Here is a 14550-nt window from a genome sequence, read left to right as displayed (position 1 = left end):
CCCCCTCTGTATTCTCATACTTCTAATTGTGTTCTAATTTAATTATATCTATTTTTTATAAGTAGTAAATTAATAATTTTAGATTATTCTTCCATCATCTTAGCTTTTAATGCTATAGCACATTCTATTCTCTTCTTTTGCATTTCACATCCTATTTCATATGGAATATGAATATCTCCATTAAAATTAAAGTTGTTTGCCTGACATCCACCACTACAATAGAATCTTGCCCAACAATTTTTACAAGTTGGTTTGTTATATATATGTGCATTTTTAAATTCATCTGAAAGCTCAGTGTTTATTGTTTTATCATATATATTACCTAATAGAAAATCTGGGTTTCCTACAAATTGGTGACAAGGATAAACTTCTCCATCTGGAGTTATAGCAACATATTCAAAGCCTGCTCCACAACCTGAAATTCTCTTATAAACACATGGTCCACCATTTATATCTATGTTAAAGTGATAAAATTTAAATTCATTTCCCTCTTTATGTCTTTTTACCATTTCTTTATATAACTTATCATATTGTTCAAAGATTTCTGGTAAATCTTCTCTTCTTAAAGAAAGTTCATGGTCATCTGGTAAAACTACTGGTTCTACTGATATTTCCTTAAATCCCTCATTTGCTAAAGCCATTATATCTTCAAAGAAATCAGTATTATTTCTTGTAAAAGTTCCTCTAACATAAAATTGCTTTGACTTATCTCTCATATCTACCATTTTTTTAATTTTTGGCATTATTGCATCAAAGGAGCCTGTACCGTCTCTTCTAACTCTTACAGCATCATTTACAGATTTTCTACCATCTATTGATAAAACTATATTTCCCATATTCTTATCAATATATTCCATAATTTCATCATTTAAAAGTGTTGCATTAGTTGTCATTGTAAATCTTATATTTTTATTATGGATTTTACCTTGCTCTACTCCATAATCTACTATCTCTTTTATATTATTGAAAACCATTAATGGCTCTCCGCCAAAAAGGTCTATTTCTATATTTTTTCTAGGACCAGATTTTTCTATAACATAATCTATAGATTTTTTACCAACTTCTACACTCATAGGCTTTCTGCAGCCTTTATACTCACCTTCGTCTGCAAAACAATATTTACATCTTAAGTTACAATCGTGAACTACATTTAAGCATAATGCTTTTATATAGTTTTTTCCATCATCTTTTTTAGCTATTTCTTCATATAAATCCTTTGAATATAGCATTTCTTCTTTAACAAGCTCTTCTAAATCTTTATAAGCTTCTTCTATATCTTCCTTGCTATAAATACCATCTAGTCTTTTTATAATACTTTCTCTATCTTCTAATTTACTATAATCAGTGATCATATCATATATAAGTTTATCTATAACATGTAAGCTTCCTGAATTAACATCTATTAAAAAATATTGGTCATCTTGCTTAAATTTATGAACTAATTCCAATTTCAAAATCCTCCCAACTGCAATTATGGCAGTAACACACTTGTTACTGCCACATAAAGTTAATTTTTATTATAATTAATTTTCACAAGCTAAGTTTGCTACTGTGCATGAAGTTTTACAAGCTGATTGGCATGAGTTAGCACACTCTTTACATCCTGGCTTGCATAAGCTATTTTTTAAGTTTGACTTGTTTATTGTTTTAATGTGCTTCATTACTTCTCCCCCATTCTCTTCAATTACTTAACCATTATAACACAAAGATAATTTAGGGAAAAGATTTTTTTAAATATTTATTCCTAACATTCCAGATAACATACCTATTACCATAAATATAAAGAATTTTGTTGTACTAAATAAATTCATATCTAAAGTACTATTAAAGAAAATTTTAGCAATAATAAAAATTATACCAAAATATAAAGCTCCTAAAATCAATCCTATAAGCCAACCATTTTCACCATTTTTAATAGTAGCTACTATAGAACCATAAACTATAGATAAAGATATGATGATTGTCCATATTATATTTAATCCATCAGAACTTATATCCTTAAAAATCATAGTTAAAAATAAAACTCCTAAAAGTATAAAATTTAAAATTAGTCCTCTTAAAACTCCCTTTAAAATAGCTTTAAAACTTATTTTCAATCTCATAAAATAAAAACACCTCCTATATACTAATATCTATGTATATAGAAGATGTTATATAACTATTTGCTTTCTTCTTCAGTTAAAACTGTTGATATACCTTGTTTAGAAAGTTTAAGTCTAGCTCTTTCTGGACCACTTTCTACTACTACATAATCATCCTTTATTGTAATTATTTTTCCTATTATTCCACCTCTAGTTAAAACTTCATCATTAACTTTTAGTGAATCTAACATTCCTTCATATTTTTTTCTTCTCTTCTTTTCTGGAAGTATTAAAAATAAATAAAACACCCCTAATATAACTACAAAAGGTAATATTTGCATTAATAGTGCCATTGACATTGTATAATCCTCCTTTCTCAAATTAAAACAGTGTACACAAAATATATTACGCTCTTCCGCCCCATTCTTCAAGCTTTTGTTTCTTAAATTCCTTAAAATTTCCATTATCTATAGCATTTCTTATATCTTCCATAAGTTTATTGTAGAAGTATAAGTTATGAAGAACACATAATCTCATAGCTAACATTTCTTTTGCTTTAAATAAATGTCTTATGTATGCTCTAGTATAATTTTTACAAGCAGGACACTGACATCCTTCATCTATTGGTCTATTATCTAATTCAAATTTAGCATTAAACAGGTTTATTTTTCCTTCTTTTGTAAACACATGTCCATGTCTTCCATTTCTTGCAGGTAAAACACAGTCAAAAAAGTCTACACCTCTATCTACTGCTTCTAATATATTACTTGGAAGGCCAACTCCCATAAGATATATTGGTTTATCCTCTGGAAGATATGGTACTACAGTTTCTATTATTTCATACATTTCTTCGTGAGTTTCTCCAACTGCTAATCCACCTATTGCATATCCATCTAAATCCATTTTACTTATTGTTTTTGCATGTTCTATTCTTATATCTTTAAAAGTAGCTCCTTGATTTATACCAAAAAGCATTTGTTTTTTGTTTATAGTATCATCTAGAGAATTCAACCTATCCATTTCCTTTTTACATCTTTCAAGCCATCTTGTAGTTCTAGCTACTGATTTTTCTACATAATCTCTAGGTGATGGTATTTCTATACATTCATCAAAAGCCATAGCTATAGTTGATGCTAAATTGCTTTGAATTTGCATACTTTCTTCTGGTCCCATGAATATTTTTTTTCCATCTATATGAGAGTTAAAGTAAACTCCCTCTTCCTTTATCTTTCTAATTCCTGCTAAAGAAAACACTTGGAATCCACCGGAATCTGTAAGAATTGGCCTATCCCAATTCATAAACTTGTGAAGTCCTCCCATCTTTTTTACAACTTTATCTCCTGGTCTTAAGTGTAGATGATAAGTATTTGACAATTCAACTTGGCAACCTACTTCCTTAAGATCCATAGTTGATACTGCTCCCTTAATAGCAGCTAAAGTTCCAACATTCATAAATACTGGAGTTTGAATTGTACCATGCGGTGTTCTAAACTCACCTCTTCTAGCCTCACCATCTTTTTTAAGTAGTGTATAGTCCTTTGACATCTTTTATACATCCTTCCTTTTATAGCTTACTTTTTCTACTTAATAAACATAGCATCTCCAAAGGAGAAAAATCTATATTTTTCTTCAACTGCTTCTTTATATGCATTCATAACATTTTCTTTACCTGCTAATGCACTTACTAACATTATTAATGTAGACTCTGGTAAATGGAAATTAGTTATAAGAGAATCTACAATTTTAAATTTATATCCTGGGTATATAAAAATATCAGTCCATCCACTTGATTCTTTTACTCTACCATTTTCATCACCTATAGTCTCTAAGGTTCTTGTTGATGTGGTACCTACTGCTATAACTCTTCCACCATTTTCTTTTGTATCGTTTATAATTTTTGCATCTTCTTTATCTAAATGATAATATTCTGAATGCATTATATGATTTTCTATGGTATCAACTTTAACAGGTCTAAAAGTACCAAGACCTACGTGAAGAGTTAAGTATGCAATATTTACTCCTTTTTCTTTTATCTTTTCTAAAAGATCCTTTGTAAAATGTAGCCCTGCTGTAGGAGCTGCAGCTGATCCTTTTTCTTTAGAATAAACTGTTTGATATCTTTCTCTATCTTCTAATCTTTCATGTATATATGGTGGTAGTGGCATTTGTCCTAATTCATCTAAAACAGTTTCAAAAATTCCATCATAGATAAATTCTACTATTCTATTACCTTCTTCACCTATTTCTCTAACTATCCCTTTAAGCTTTCCATCACCAAAAGTAAATTCAGTTCCCACTTTTGCTCTCTTTCCTGGCTTTGCAAGACATTCCCACTTATCTCCTTCTATTCTCTTTAATAAAAGGAATTCTATTTTTCCACCAGTTTCTGCTTTTTCACCAATAAGTCTTGCTGGTAATACCCTTGTATTATTTAAAACCAATGTATCTCCTGGGTTTAAATAATCTATTATATCATGAAAAACTTTATGTGAAACCTTTCCTGTTTCTCTATCAAGAACCATTAGCCTTGATGAATCTCTATCTTTTAGAGGATGTTGTGCTATAAGTTCTTCTGGTAAATAAAAATCAAAATCAGTTACTTTCATCTCTACACCTTCTCATCTTAGTTAGTAAATCATATTTTACTTTATAAATTAAAAATCTATAATTCTAAAAGTAAAATATTTATATTGTTTAATTTATGAATAATTTTTTATTATTAATATCCATAAAGAACTATTAATAATTATTTATATATTTTATACTTTAATTTAATCAAATAAATTACATTGATTATTTAAAGAATTTATTTTTTCACCTTTAATATCCCTTTTTAAGTGTCTGTAAGCCTTTTCTGTTGCAATTCTTCCTCTTGGAGTTCTTACTATAAATCCCCTTTGCAAAAGATAAGGTTCATATACATCCTCTATAGTATCTAGTTCTTCTCCTATAAAATAAGAAAGAGTTTCTATGCCTACAGGGCCACCTTTAAAGTTATCAATAATAGCTTCTAAAATTTTATTGTCTATTCTATCAAAGCCTTCTTTATCTACTTCTAATAATTCTAAAGCATACTTTGCAATATTATAGTCTATTAATGAATCCCCCTTAACCTCTGCATAATCCCTTACTCTTTTAAGAAGTCTATTTGCAATTCTTGGAGTACCTCTAGATCTTCTTGCAATTTCAAAGGCGCCTTCTTCTGTAATATCACAATTTAAGATAGAAGCACTTCTTACTATAATCTCTTTTAGATCTTCATTAGTGTAATATTCCATAGAACATAAAACACCAAATCTGTCTCTTAAAGGGGAGGTTAACATTCCAACTCTTGTAGTTGCTCCTATTAAAGTAAACTGAGGTAAATCTATTCTTATAGACTTAGCTGCAGCGCCCTTTCCTATTACTATATCTAAAGCATAATCTTCCATTGCAGGATAAAGGATTTCTTCTACACTTCTATTAAGTCTATGAATTTCATCAATAAACAAAACATCATTATCATTTAAAGTAGTTAAAATAGCTGCTAAATCTCCTGCTCTTTCTATTGCAGGACCAGATGTTACTTTTAAGTTTCCTTTCATTTCCTTGGCAATAATATTCGCTAAGGTGGTTTTACCAAGTCCTGGTGGTCCATATAAAAGTACATGATCTAAAGCTTCATCTCTATTTTGGGCAGCTATTATAAATATATTAAGTCTTTCTTTCACCTTATCCTGACCTATATATTCCTTTAATCTTTGAGGACGTAAACTAAAGTCTCTAGAAACTAAGTCTTCTTCAATTTCTTTAGAAGTTATTAATCTCTCCTCCATACTTTCACCCCTAACCCATTAACTGTATTAAAGATTTCTTTATAATATTTTCTAAAGAGTCATTTTTATCTATTGATTTTAATGATTTTTCTGCTTCCTTTTCTGTATAGCCTAAAGCTACTAAAGCGCTTTTAGCTTCTTTTATTATATTAAACTTATCACTTTCTTCACCACTATCTATTGAATGCTCTTCTAAAATTTCATCTTCTTTAAATTTATCTTTAAGTTCTAAAATAATTCTTTGAGCTGTTTTTTTACCTATTCCAGGAGCTCTTACAATATGTTTTTCATCTCCTATTAAAATAGCGTATTTTAAATTATTTACATTACTAATAGATAATAAAGATAATGCAGCTTTTGAACCTACTCCATTAATAGTTAAAAGTTTTTTAAACATTTCAAGTTCTTCTTTAGTTAAAAATCCATATAGTCCTATAAAATCTTGACGAACTATCTGCTCTAAATATAGAGTAACCTCTTCATTTATCTTAGGCATCTTAGCAATGGTACTGCCTGATGTAAAAATTTTATATCCTAATCCATTGTTTTCAATAATAACATAGTCTTTATTTAGACCTTTATACTTTCCAATAATATATTCGTACAATTGCTTCACCTCACTAAAACAAATAAAACCTACATTCTACTTTAACATTTAAAGAGATTTTTATCAATAACAATTGGCTTTTAACCCTATGTAAACTATAATATAAATCGAATTGTAAAAATTAATGCCTTGCAAGAATATTTACCTGCAAAGCATTTTACTAATAATAAGATTTATATGTTTTTATTTAAAATTAGTTTTTTATTTATGATGCTATTAAAGATATATATTCTTCTGCTTCTTCTTTACTATCAAATTGCTTTTTAAAATTTTTTATATCTTCTTGAATATCCTCATTAACATCATTAATTTTTCTTATATCTTTAAATATATCTGTTTTTTCATTTTCTATAATTAAATCTCCATTTTTGTTAGTTTTATATATAGTAAGATAACCTTCTTTTTCTCCAACATAATATTTGTTTGCTACTAACTTTTGAGAAGAATCTTTTAGAAATACCAATTGATTTTTATTATCTTCTACTAATTTATAATCTGAATAAGAATAATATTTTATAATTTTTTCCTTAGTTATATCCTCTTTTAACCCCATATTTTCTTTTAATTTTTCTACAGAAAATTGTTTTTCAACTATAGGATCATTTTTTAAGTTTTGCTTATTCTTTAAAACTATTAATGTATTCTCTGAAAGCTTTGTCTCTACTTCAGTATTTACAGCCTTATCTTCCCCTTGGTTATTTCCGTAAAATTTATTTGATATATTGTAGCTTAAAATAAATACAATAATAATTCCTAATATAAAACTAACTGCTAATAAATTCTTTTTTTTCACAATCCTCACCTCATTGAGGATTATTGACAGTTAATTTTATTTTTATACAAAAATATTATAAAAACACTATAAATTATTTATAGTGTTTTTATAACATACTTTAATATTGTCCTTGGCTATTTAAACAATCTTTATAATCCATATCACATTTTAAAATATGAGTGCTTATCCAATCTAAAACAAAAGTTAACATTTTCATAAGAGATTGTTTCTGATTTATATATATATCATCACCTATAAGATTTGAAATCTTATCAACAAAGTGCTTATGCTGCTCCTTTTGTTTTTTAAGTTCTTCATAATTATATTTTGCCATAAGTTTTTCTTCATAATCAAAATGATATCTTGTATAATCCTCTAATTCTTTTAAAAGTTTTTTGATTTCATCATAATTATCTTCAGTAGAATCATAATTCTTTACTTTCCCTGCAATCTCATTTCCTATTTCAAATAATCTTTTATGTTGATTATTTATTTCTTCTACATTAACACTATACTCATTCTTCCATTGAAACATAGAATTTCCTCCTTAAGAATAAAAATATTTTATTTAAATTTAAAATTAATATAAATATTAAATTATTATCCCTTTATGATTTTCGATAAAAAAAATCTTTCCTTTAATTATTTTTATTCATTAATTATTATTTATAAAAGAAATTCATTATCGTTTCTAATGAAAAATATTTTTATGTGCAATATTTATATATTTTTAAATATTCTCTAATTTATAGATTTTATATTACTTAATAAAAATATTTAGTAACAAATTTCATCTAATTAAATATATTATATTGAAGAGACAATTTAGAATAAAAACAGATGAAAATTGGAGGTGACTTTATGAAGTTTTCACCAAACAGTTTTGAAGAACTAAGAAAAATTGGTACACCTATTGAAGAGCTTGCAAAAATTAATCAAATAGGATTTGAATATTTATATTCTTATGAAAATATTATAAGTCCTTTTAAAAGTTTGCTTTCTAAAGAAGGCTTTGACTCTATAGAAAGTAGAGGAGATATTCTAACTTCTACTGAAAACTTTACTAAATCCGAGGAAAGTGACATTTAATTAATAAAACATTATAAAACTAAAGCTAAAATATATTTCTAAATTCAATAAAATTTATAGAAAATAAAAAATATAAAGGAGAACTACGAATATGTTTGATTTAATTGTAACAGATTTTAAAGGAAGCACAATAACTGTAGGTATAACTGGAGTAGCTGCTCTAATTACTGGTGAAGTTATAGATGGAGAAAATAACATTATAGGTTTAAGATTAGCTGGTGGAAATAAAGTTTATATAGCTGCTGATCTAATAGCATTCTTCTTCTAAAAATAAAAAAGTTTGTTCAAATTATAAAAGATAATAAAAAAATTTAAAATAAATTAATAGTTTCAGCATAGAACTTAAGTTCTATGCTGAAATTTTATAAATTTCTATTTAAAATAAATTTAACTATAAAATTATATCCTTTAATAAAGGAGTTTTTCTATGATAAATATTATTTTCTTTTTAGCCTTTATTGATTATATTGAAAAAAATAAATATAAAAACATAGATAAAAACTTACTAAACTTTACTTTTATTTTACTTATAATAAGTTTATTTACTTCTTCAAAAAATAAATCTTCTATTTCAAATGATAATTTAAATAAAAAACCAAAAAAAATTAATCTTCTACAAAGCTCTAAAGATTTTAATATAGATAAATTTTTAAAGGATAAAGAAAATAATGAATTTAAAATAGTTACTTCAAAAAGAAACCGCCCTTTAAAAAAATATATAAAAAAGGAAAAAAACTCATCTAAATTTACTAATCTGCTTCCGGATACAAACTCATATAGAAAGAAGGAAAATAAAGATCATATTGTGAAAACAAAAAAGTTAGAAGAAAAAAATAAAATACTTAAATTGCCCTTAGAAAATCCAACTAAAGAACCAAATAAAGAAGATTCTATAGATAATGGTTCTTCAAATAAAATTGAAACTTTAATAAAAAAAGACTATAAAGGTGTTACTATATCTACCTTTATAGATAATCTAGGCTTTGTAACAGGAGAAGTTGTTTTTAGGATAGATAACATTATTGCCTTAAAATTAAATAATAATACTATTATCTTTATAAATAGCCCATATATTTCAGGATTTTTTTAACATAGCCTTTTTAATTTTATAATTTATTTTATTTTTGCACTTTTACTCTTTATTATGTTCTTTATATATGGAGACTGGAATTCTCTAGCTAATATATCCATATATATTACATCATACTTCTCTCCACCTATAATTTTACCTTCTCTTAGTCTACCACATTCTTTAAATCCTACTTTTTTATAACAATTTATAGCATGATTATTGTAAGAATACACCCTAAGATTAATATTATTTAAATTTAATATATTAAATCCAAAATCTAAAAGTAGACTAAGAGCTTCATATCCATATCCACCATTCCAATAATTTTTATTACCTATAAATATCCCTACTTCTCCAACTCTATTTATATAGTCCATTTTAACAAAACTCGTATTTACTAATAACTTATCTTCTTTTAAATCTATTATTGCAAAATTGTAATCACTTTTTTTGAGTCTTTCTAGTGAAATTATTTCTGTATCTTCATCAATTAATTTAATTACTGCATTTAATCCTATAGAAACTTCCATATCATTAAGCCATTTGGTATATTTATTACAATCCTCTAAATTTATTGGTGATAAATATAGATTTTCTCCTATTAATTTTTTAAAATACATAACCACTGTCCCCTATTTATTGTATTGTTTCTATAATAATACATATTAAATTTAAAGTATATATTATTTAAAAGAATTAAGTAAATATTGAGATAATCCAATTTTATTAGGTATCTTTTTTATTTTAATCTCTAAAATATATTTTAAATCCATACAAAAAAGCACTCCTTTGAATTAAACAAAAAAGTGCTTTATATCTTAAACATATATCATCGGCAAAAACCTTAATCGATGTATATCATAACTATTTAGTTTTTAAGTTTTATTTCTTTAACTTTATCAAACTAGTCTATTACTGTATTTAATAATATTATTCTTCCCATCCTTCTGGGAATTCAGCATTATGGTAAACCTCTTGAACATCATCATCATCCTCAAGTAAGTCTAGCATCTTTTGGAACTTCTTAGCATCATCTTCATTGATTGCAGTTTCAGTATCTGGTATCATCTTAACTGATGCATCTAAGAATTCTATTCCATTTTTCTCAAGTTCTTCTCTTACTGTACCAAAATCTTCTGGTGTAGTTGTTACTATGTAAACTTCATCTTCTGATGCAAAATCTTCTGCTCCTGCATCTAAAGCCATCATCATTAATTCATCTTCATCTAATGAATCAGTTTTTTCTATAACCATTTCACCTTTTTCTTGGAACATGAATCCTACACAACCTGAAGTACCCATATTTCCGCCACCTTTTGTGAAGGCACTTCTTACATTACCTGCTGTTCTGTTTTTATTATCTGTAAGAGTTTCAACTATAACAGCAACTCCTGATGGACCATATCCTTCATAAACTATTGTTTCATAGTTTACTGAACTTAATTTTTCATAGTTTACTGAACTTAATTCTCCAGCCGCTTTTTTTATAGCTCTTTGAATATTATCATTTGGCATGTTAGCTGCCTTAGCTTTTGCTATAACATCTCTAAGTTTAGCATTGCTTTCTGGGTTTGAACCGCCATTTTTAACAGCAACAACTATTTCTTTTCCAATCTTAGTGAAAATCTTACCTCTTTTCGCATCAACTTTTCCTTTTTTAGCTTGTATATTATGCCATTTTGAATGTCCTGACATTTGACTTCCTCCTAACATATATGTAAAAATATTATAATTACTTGAAATACTAAGTTATTATATCATAGAATAAATATTTAGTTCAACTTAACTATTGGGATAAATCCTTAAATAGCCTATTTTCTTCTTTAAAGTAAATTCCTTCTTCATCTTCCTCAATTTCTATTTTACCATTAGTAGCTTCTATAATTTTCCCTTTTATAGTTTCACAAATCTCTTTTTCACATAATATATGTATCTTAACTTTATCTGTATATTCTGTATCTTCAATATGCCAATTATTTTGTCCACATACATATTGAATTTTTCCTAAAAGATCATAGTCTAAATTAAATGTAAGTTTTAGTCCATCTACTTTTTCAACTATCCCTCCAGCTTTTATAGCTACTGCAGCACCTTTTGTATATGCTCTAGTTAGCCCACCTGTTCCTAAGAGAATTCCTCCAAAATAACGAGTAACAACAACAGCACAATCTGTTAATCCACTTTTCTTTATAACTTCTAATATAGGTATACCTGCTGTACCTTGTGGTTCTCCATCATCACTATATCTTTGAATACCCATATTAGAACCTACTATATAAGCATAACAATTATGTCTTGCATCTTTATGTTTATTTTTTATTTCACTTACAAATTCTTTTGCTTCATCTTCTGTAGTTACTCTTTTTATATATCCTATAAACTCTGATTTTTTTTCTTCAAATTTATCAAAAGCCTTATTTTTTACCGTTAAATAAGCCATTACCTATTATCCCCTCTTTCTATAAGAATATTTTTTATAATATCCATACCTTTTTTTATATCTTCTTTTTCAGTTTCGGAAAAACCTATCCTAAAATTTTTATATCCACATTCACTATTTTTATAAAATAATACTCCTGGAGTTATTAAAATTTTCCTTTCTTTTAATATATCAAATAGTTCTAAAGATGTTATATTTATATTACTATTTATATTTAAAAAGAAATTAAGACCACCTTTAGGGTCATTATAGGTTATAACATCTTTAAAATCCTCATCTAAAATATTTTTTATAAATAAATATCTTTTTCTATATTCTAAGTTTAAATATTTTATATACTCTTGCCAAAAGCCATTTTCTATATATTTTTCTAAAGCTCTTTGCATCAAACTTGAAGTTGCAATATCTGTATTAACCTTAAAATTTTGAAAGGATTCTAAAAACACCTCTGGACATATAATATATCCTAATCTTATTCCTGGCAAAAATATCTTAGAAAAACTCTTTATATATATAACTCTATCAAATTCATCTAACTCTTTAAAAGTAATATATTCTATAGATTTATCGTATATAAGTTCTGATAAGTAATCATCTTCTATTATATAAAAATCATATTTTTCAGCAAGGTCTAATATCCTTTTTTTCTTTTCTAAAGAGTAGCTTATACCTGTAGGATTTTGAAAATAGCTCATAGCATAAAAACATTTAATTCTATGTTTTTTTAAAATTTTTTCAAAGGAATTTATATCTACGCCATCACTTTCCATATTAACTTCAAATACATTAGCTCTTCTCCATTTAAAAACAGACAATGCTCCACTATATGTTGGCTTTTCTATTATTACATTATCATTTATATTTATTAAAGCTTTTGATGCTATATCTATCCCCTGTTGTGCTCCTGAAACTATTAATATATTATCTTCTTTTTGTTTATTCCCCCAAAATTTATCATTTATAGCTTGTCTTAATTTATAATATCCTAAAGCTTCTTGGTAAACTAAAGCCTTTGAACCATCCCTATCTAAAACTTCATTTAAAACCTTTTTAAGTTCATTTACAGGGAAAAAACTACTTAATGCAGTCTCTCCAGAAAAATCTATAATCCCTTTAAATCCACTATTGAATATTTTTTTTATTTCATTAGAATATCTTTTTCTAAATCCTTTGTAAACTTCCTTCTTTTTTCCGTAAGTACCACTCCCCATTATTTGAGTTGCATACCCTTCCTCCTGAAGTTTTTTATATCCATTTATCACAGTAACTTTGTTAACACCTAAAAAATTACTTAAAGCCCTTATTGAAGGTAATTTCTCACCATCTTTAATTTCATTATTATCTATTAAATTTTTTATATGAGATTTTAACTGAATATATTTAGGCTCCTCTTCATTAAAAATTAACTTATACTTATCCATTTTTAATTAAATCCATTTATAAGAATATACATTTTCTTTAAGGGTATTTACTCCTTTAATATTCAGAAAATCTCTTTGAGCTCTTTTAATTATTTCTTTTTCATAAAGCTTTTCTAAAATATCCTCCATAGATATTTTATGACCTTTAAATATATTAATATTTTTTAGCTCTTCTGAGCTTATAAAATCATTTTTTTCCTTTAAAATATCTAAAAGTAACTTGCAGCTTTTTTCAATATTTAAACTTAAATATCTTTCTATAAAGCTTAATACTGCTTTTATAGATTCTTCTTTATTAGAGTTTCCAAAGAAAAGGTTCTCTACAAGTTCTCTCCATTGATCATCTAAATTTACAGCCACTGCTAAGGCATCTTTACTTACCATATATCCCTTATTATTTACGAATAATTTAGAAAAACTTTCAGCACATCTTACAGCTACATTAAAAGAAGTATATCTTCCATCATTAACCAAATATTTTCTACATACCTTAATATCCTTTAAAAGAGCACTTAAATAAACTAAACTCCATACCTTTTCATCTGCATTTATAAAATATCTTAAATGATTAAACTTATCTGTTACATCTAAATCCTTAGAAAATATAAGTCTTGATGCTTTCATGTCTTTATGAAGTGCACCACCAATATTATTATTTTCTTGGAAATTTAAAAAATTCTTCTTTGAAATTAATTTAATATGAATAGGAACTTTATTGTTTTGTGAATATATATTTCTAATTTCTTTAAAGTCTTCATCTAATACAAGAATCATATCTATATCAGATTCCTCCCAAATATCTCCTGTAACCATACTTCCAAATACTGTTGCCGCTCTAACTTTTTCAAAATTTCTAAGATGTTCACAAATTTTATTAAATTCCTGCTGATATCTAACTATTAAATTTTCCAAATTAAATCCCCCCAATTATCTTATATAAATTAAATTATAATACACTCTTTTAATTTATAAAATCCTAAGTTTTACATGTAAACATAATCACCTAGTACTTTTTTATATGTTTTACATATAGGACATTGAAAATAATGAATACATTTTTCATTTTCTTCAATCTCTTCTGCATTACCATAAGCATCTCTAAACTCTTGTATTCTACCTAAATCAGTCATTTTTTCTTCACAATTAGGGCAATTAATATTTTCTGAAACCATACTATTACATATCAAACATATTCTTTCCATAAGTAAATTCCTCCATGATGATATTTTATGATTTTATAAAATAGTTAT

The 14550-nt window shown here is 26.3% G+C and carries 19 protein-coding genes; 3 read left to right on the top strand and 16 right to left on the bottom strand.

The genetic code is table 11. The features are described 5' to 3' along the window. Positions 1-83: 83 nt before the first annotated feature. The 10 genes from scfB to BUA70_RS03690 all read right to left on the bottom strand — a co-directional run bounded on the left by scfB (position 84) and on the right by BUA70_RS03690 (position 7813). Positions 84-1448 (bottom strand): thioether cross-link-forming SCIFF peptide maturase, encoded by a 1365-nt coding sequence (gene scfB, locus BUA70_RS03735; protein ID WP_072893333.1) that lies wholly within the window; start codon positions 1446-1448, stop codon positions 84-86. A 75-nt stretch (positions 1449-1523) separates the two neighbouring features. Further along, positions 1524-1661, bottom strand: a complete 138-nt coding sequence (scfA, locus tag BUA70_RS03730; protein ID WP_072893312.1) for a six-cysteine ranthipeptide SCIFF — start codon at positions 1659-1661, stop codon at positions 1524-1526. A gap of 69 nt (positions 1662-1730) precedes the next feature. Continuing rightward, positions 1731-2102, bottom strand: coding sequence for a TIGR04086 family membrane protein (locus tag BUA70_RS03725; RefSeq protein WP_083573444.1), 372 nt, complete (start codon positions 2100-2102; stop codon positions 1731-1733). Positions 2103-2158: 56 nt separating this feature from the next. Beyond that, positions 2159-2440 carry a preprotein translocase subunit YajC gene (yajC, locus tag BUA70_RS03720; RefSeq protein WP_072893309.1) on the bottom strand — a complete coding sequence of 94 codons (282 nt, stop codon included), beginning with the start codon at positions 2438-2440 and terminating at the stop codon, positions 2159-2161. Between the two features lie 46 nt (positions 2441-2486). Further along, positions 2487-3626: a tRNA guanosine(34) transglycosylase Tgt gene (tgt, locus tag BUA70_RS03715; RefSeq protein WP_072893306.1), complete on the bottom strand. Its 1140-nt coding sequence runs from the start codon at positions 3624-3626 to the stop codon at positions 2487-2489. 35 nt (positions 3627-3661) lie between these two features. Beyond that, complete coding sequence (gene queA, locus BUA70_RS03710; protein ID WP_072893303.1) at positions 3662-4687, bottom strand: tRNA preQ1(34) S-adenosylmethionine ribosyltransferase-isomerase QueA; 1026 nt, start codon at positions 4685-4687, stop codon at positions 3662-3664. Positions 4688-4852: 165 nt separating this feature from the next. Continuing rightward, the gene (ruvB, locus tag BUA70_RS03705) at positions 4853-5896 is read right to left on the bottom strand and encodes a Holliday junction branch migration DNA helicase RuvB (RefSeq protein ID WP_072893300.1); all 1044 of its coding nucleotides are present in this window, start codon (positions 5894-5896) and stop codon (positions 4853-4855) included. A 10-nt stretch (positions 5897-5906) separates the two neighbouring features. Continuing rightward, complete coding sequence (ruvA, locus tag BUA70_RS03700; protein WP_072893297.1) at positions 5907-6503, bottom strand: Holliday junction branch migration protein RuvA; 597 nt, start codon at positions 6501-6503, stop codon at positions 5907-5909. Positions 6504-6708: 205 nt separating this feature from the next. Then, positions 6709-7296 carry a hypothetical protein gene (locus BUA70_RS03695; RefSeq protein WP_072893292.1) on the bottom strand — a complete coding sequence of 196 codons (588 nt, stop codon included), beginning with the start codon at positions 7294-7296 and terminating at the stop codon, positions 6709-6711. A gap of 100 nt (positions 7297-7396) precedes the next feature. Then, positions 7397-7813, bottom strand: coding sequence for a bacteriohemerythrin (locus BUA70_RS03690; protein WP_072893289.1), 417 nt, complete (start codon positions 7811-7813; stop codon positions 7397-7399). 326 nt (positions 7814-8139) lie between these two features. On the opposite strand from BUA70_RS03690, the gene BUA70_RS03685 reads away from it, so the two are divergent. From BUA70_RS03685 to BUA70_RS03680, 3 genes are all read left to right on the top strand, one after another. After that, positions 8140-8367: a hypothetical protein gene (locus BUA70_RS03685; RefSeq protein WP_072893286.1), complete on the top strand. Its 228-nt coding sequence runs from the start codon at positions 8140-8142 to the stop codon at positions 8365-8367. 91 nt (positions 8368-8458) lie between these two features. Further along, complete coding sequence (locus tag BUA70_RS13025; RefSeq protein WP_159429635.1) at positions 8459-8635, top strand: hypothetical protein; 177 nt, start codon at positions 8459-8461, stop codon at positions 8633-8635. 159 nt (positions 8636-8794) lie between these two features. Beyond that, entirely contained in the window at positions 8795-9457 is a 663-nt protein-coding gene (locus BUA70_RS03680; RefSeq protein WP_072893282.1) for a hypothetical protein, read from the top strand. A 23-nt stretch (positions 9458-9480) separates the two neighbouring features. Here BUA70_RS03680 and BUA70_RS03675 read toward each other — a convergent pair whose 3' ends face one another. The 6 genes from BUA70_RS03675 to BUA70_RS03650 all read right to left on the bottom strand — a co-directional run bounded on the left by BUA70_RS03675 (position 9481) and on the right by BUA70_RS03650 (position 14502). Further along, positions 9481-10059: a GNAT family N-acetyltransferase gene (locus BUA70_RS03675; RefSeq protein WP_072893279.1), complete on the bottom strand. Its 579-nt coding sequence runs from the start codon at positions 10057-10059 to the stop codon at positions 9481-9483. 310 nt (positions 10060-10369) lie between these two features. Then, a complete protein-coding gene (locus BUA70_RS03670; RefSeq protein ID WP_072893276.1) occupies positions 10370-11134 on the bottom strand; it encodes a YebC/PmpR family DNA-binding transcriptional regulator in 765 nt (254 codons plus the stop codon). A 91-nt stretch (positions 11135-11225) separates the two neighbouring features. After that, on the bottom strand, positions 11226-11879 hold the full coding sequence (locus BUA70_RS03665) for a YigZ family protein (RefSeq protein WP_072893274.1): 654 nt from the start codon (positions 11877-11879) through the stop codon (positions 11226-11228). After that, entirely contained in the window at positions 11879-13300 is a 1422-nt protein-coding gene (gene pdxR / locus BUA70_RS03660; RefSeq protein ID WP_072893271.1) for a MocR-like pyridoxine biosynthesis transcription factor PdxR, read from the bottom strand. Before pdxR ends, BUA70_RS03665 begins: the two co-directional genes overlap by 1 nt. 6 nt (positions 13301-13306) lie before the next feature. Further along, positions 13307-14212, bottom strand: a complete 906-nt coding sequence (locus BUA70_RS03655) for a nucleotidyltransferase domain-containing protein (RefSeq protein ID WP_072893266.1) — start codon at positions 14210-14212, stop codon at positions 13307-13309. Positions 14213-14283: 71 nt separating this feature from the next. Further along, positions 14284-14502, bottom strand: coding sequence for a hypothetical protein (locus tag BUA70_RS03650; protein WP_072893263.1), 219 nt, complete (start codon positions 14500-14502; stop codon positions 14284-14286). Positions 14503-14550: the final 48 nt, after the last annotated feature.

Origin of the sequence: Clostridium fallax (assembly GCF_900129365.1) — a bacterium.
GTDB lineage: Bacteria > Bacillota > Clostridia > Clostridiales > Clostridiaceae > Clostridium_AH > Clostridium_AH fallax.
The sequence above is the reverse complement of the archived record's forward strand: the minus strand, read 5'-3'. Positions and strand labels throughout refer to the sequence as shown.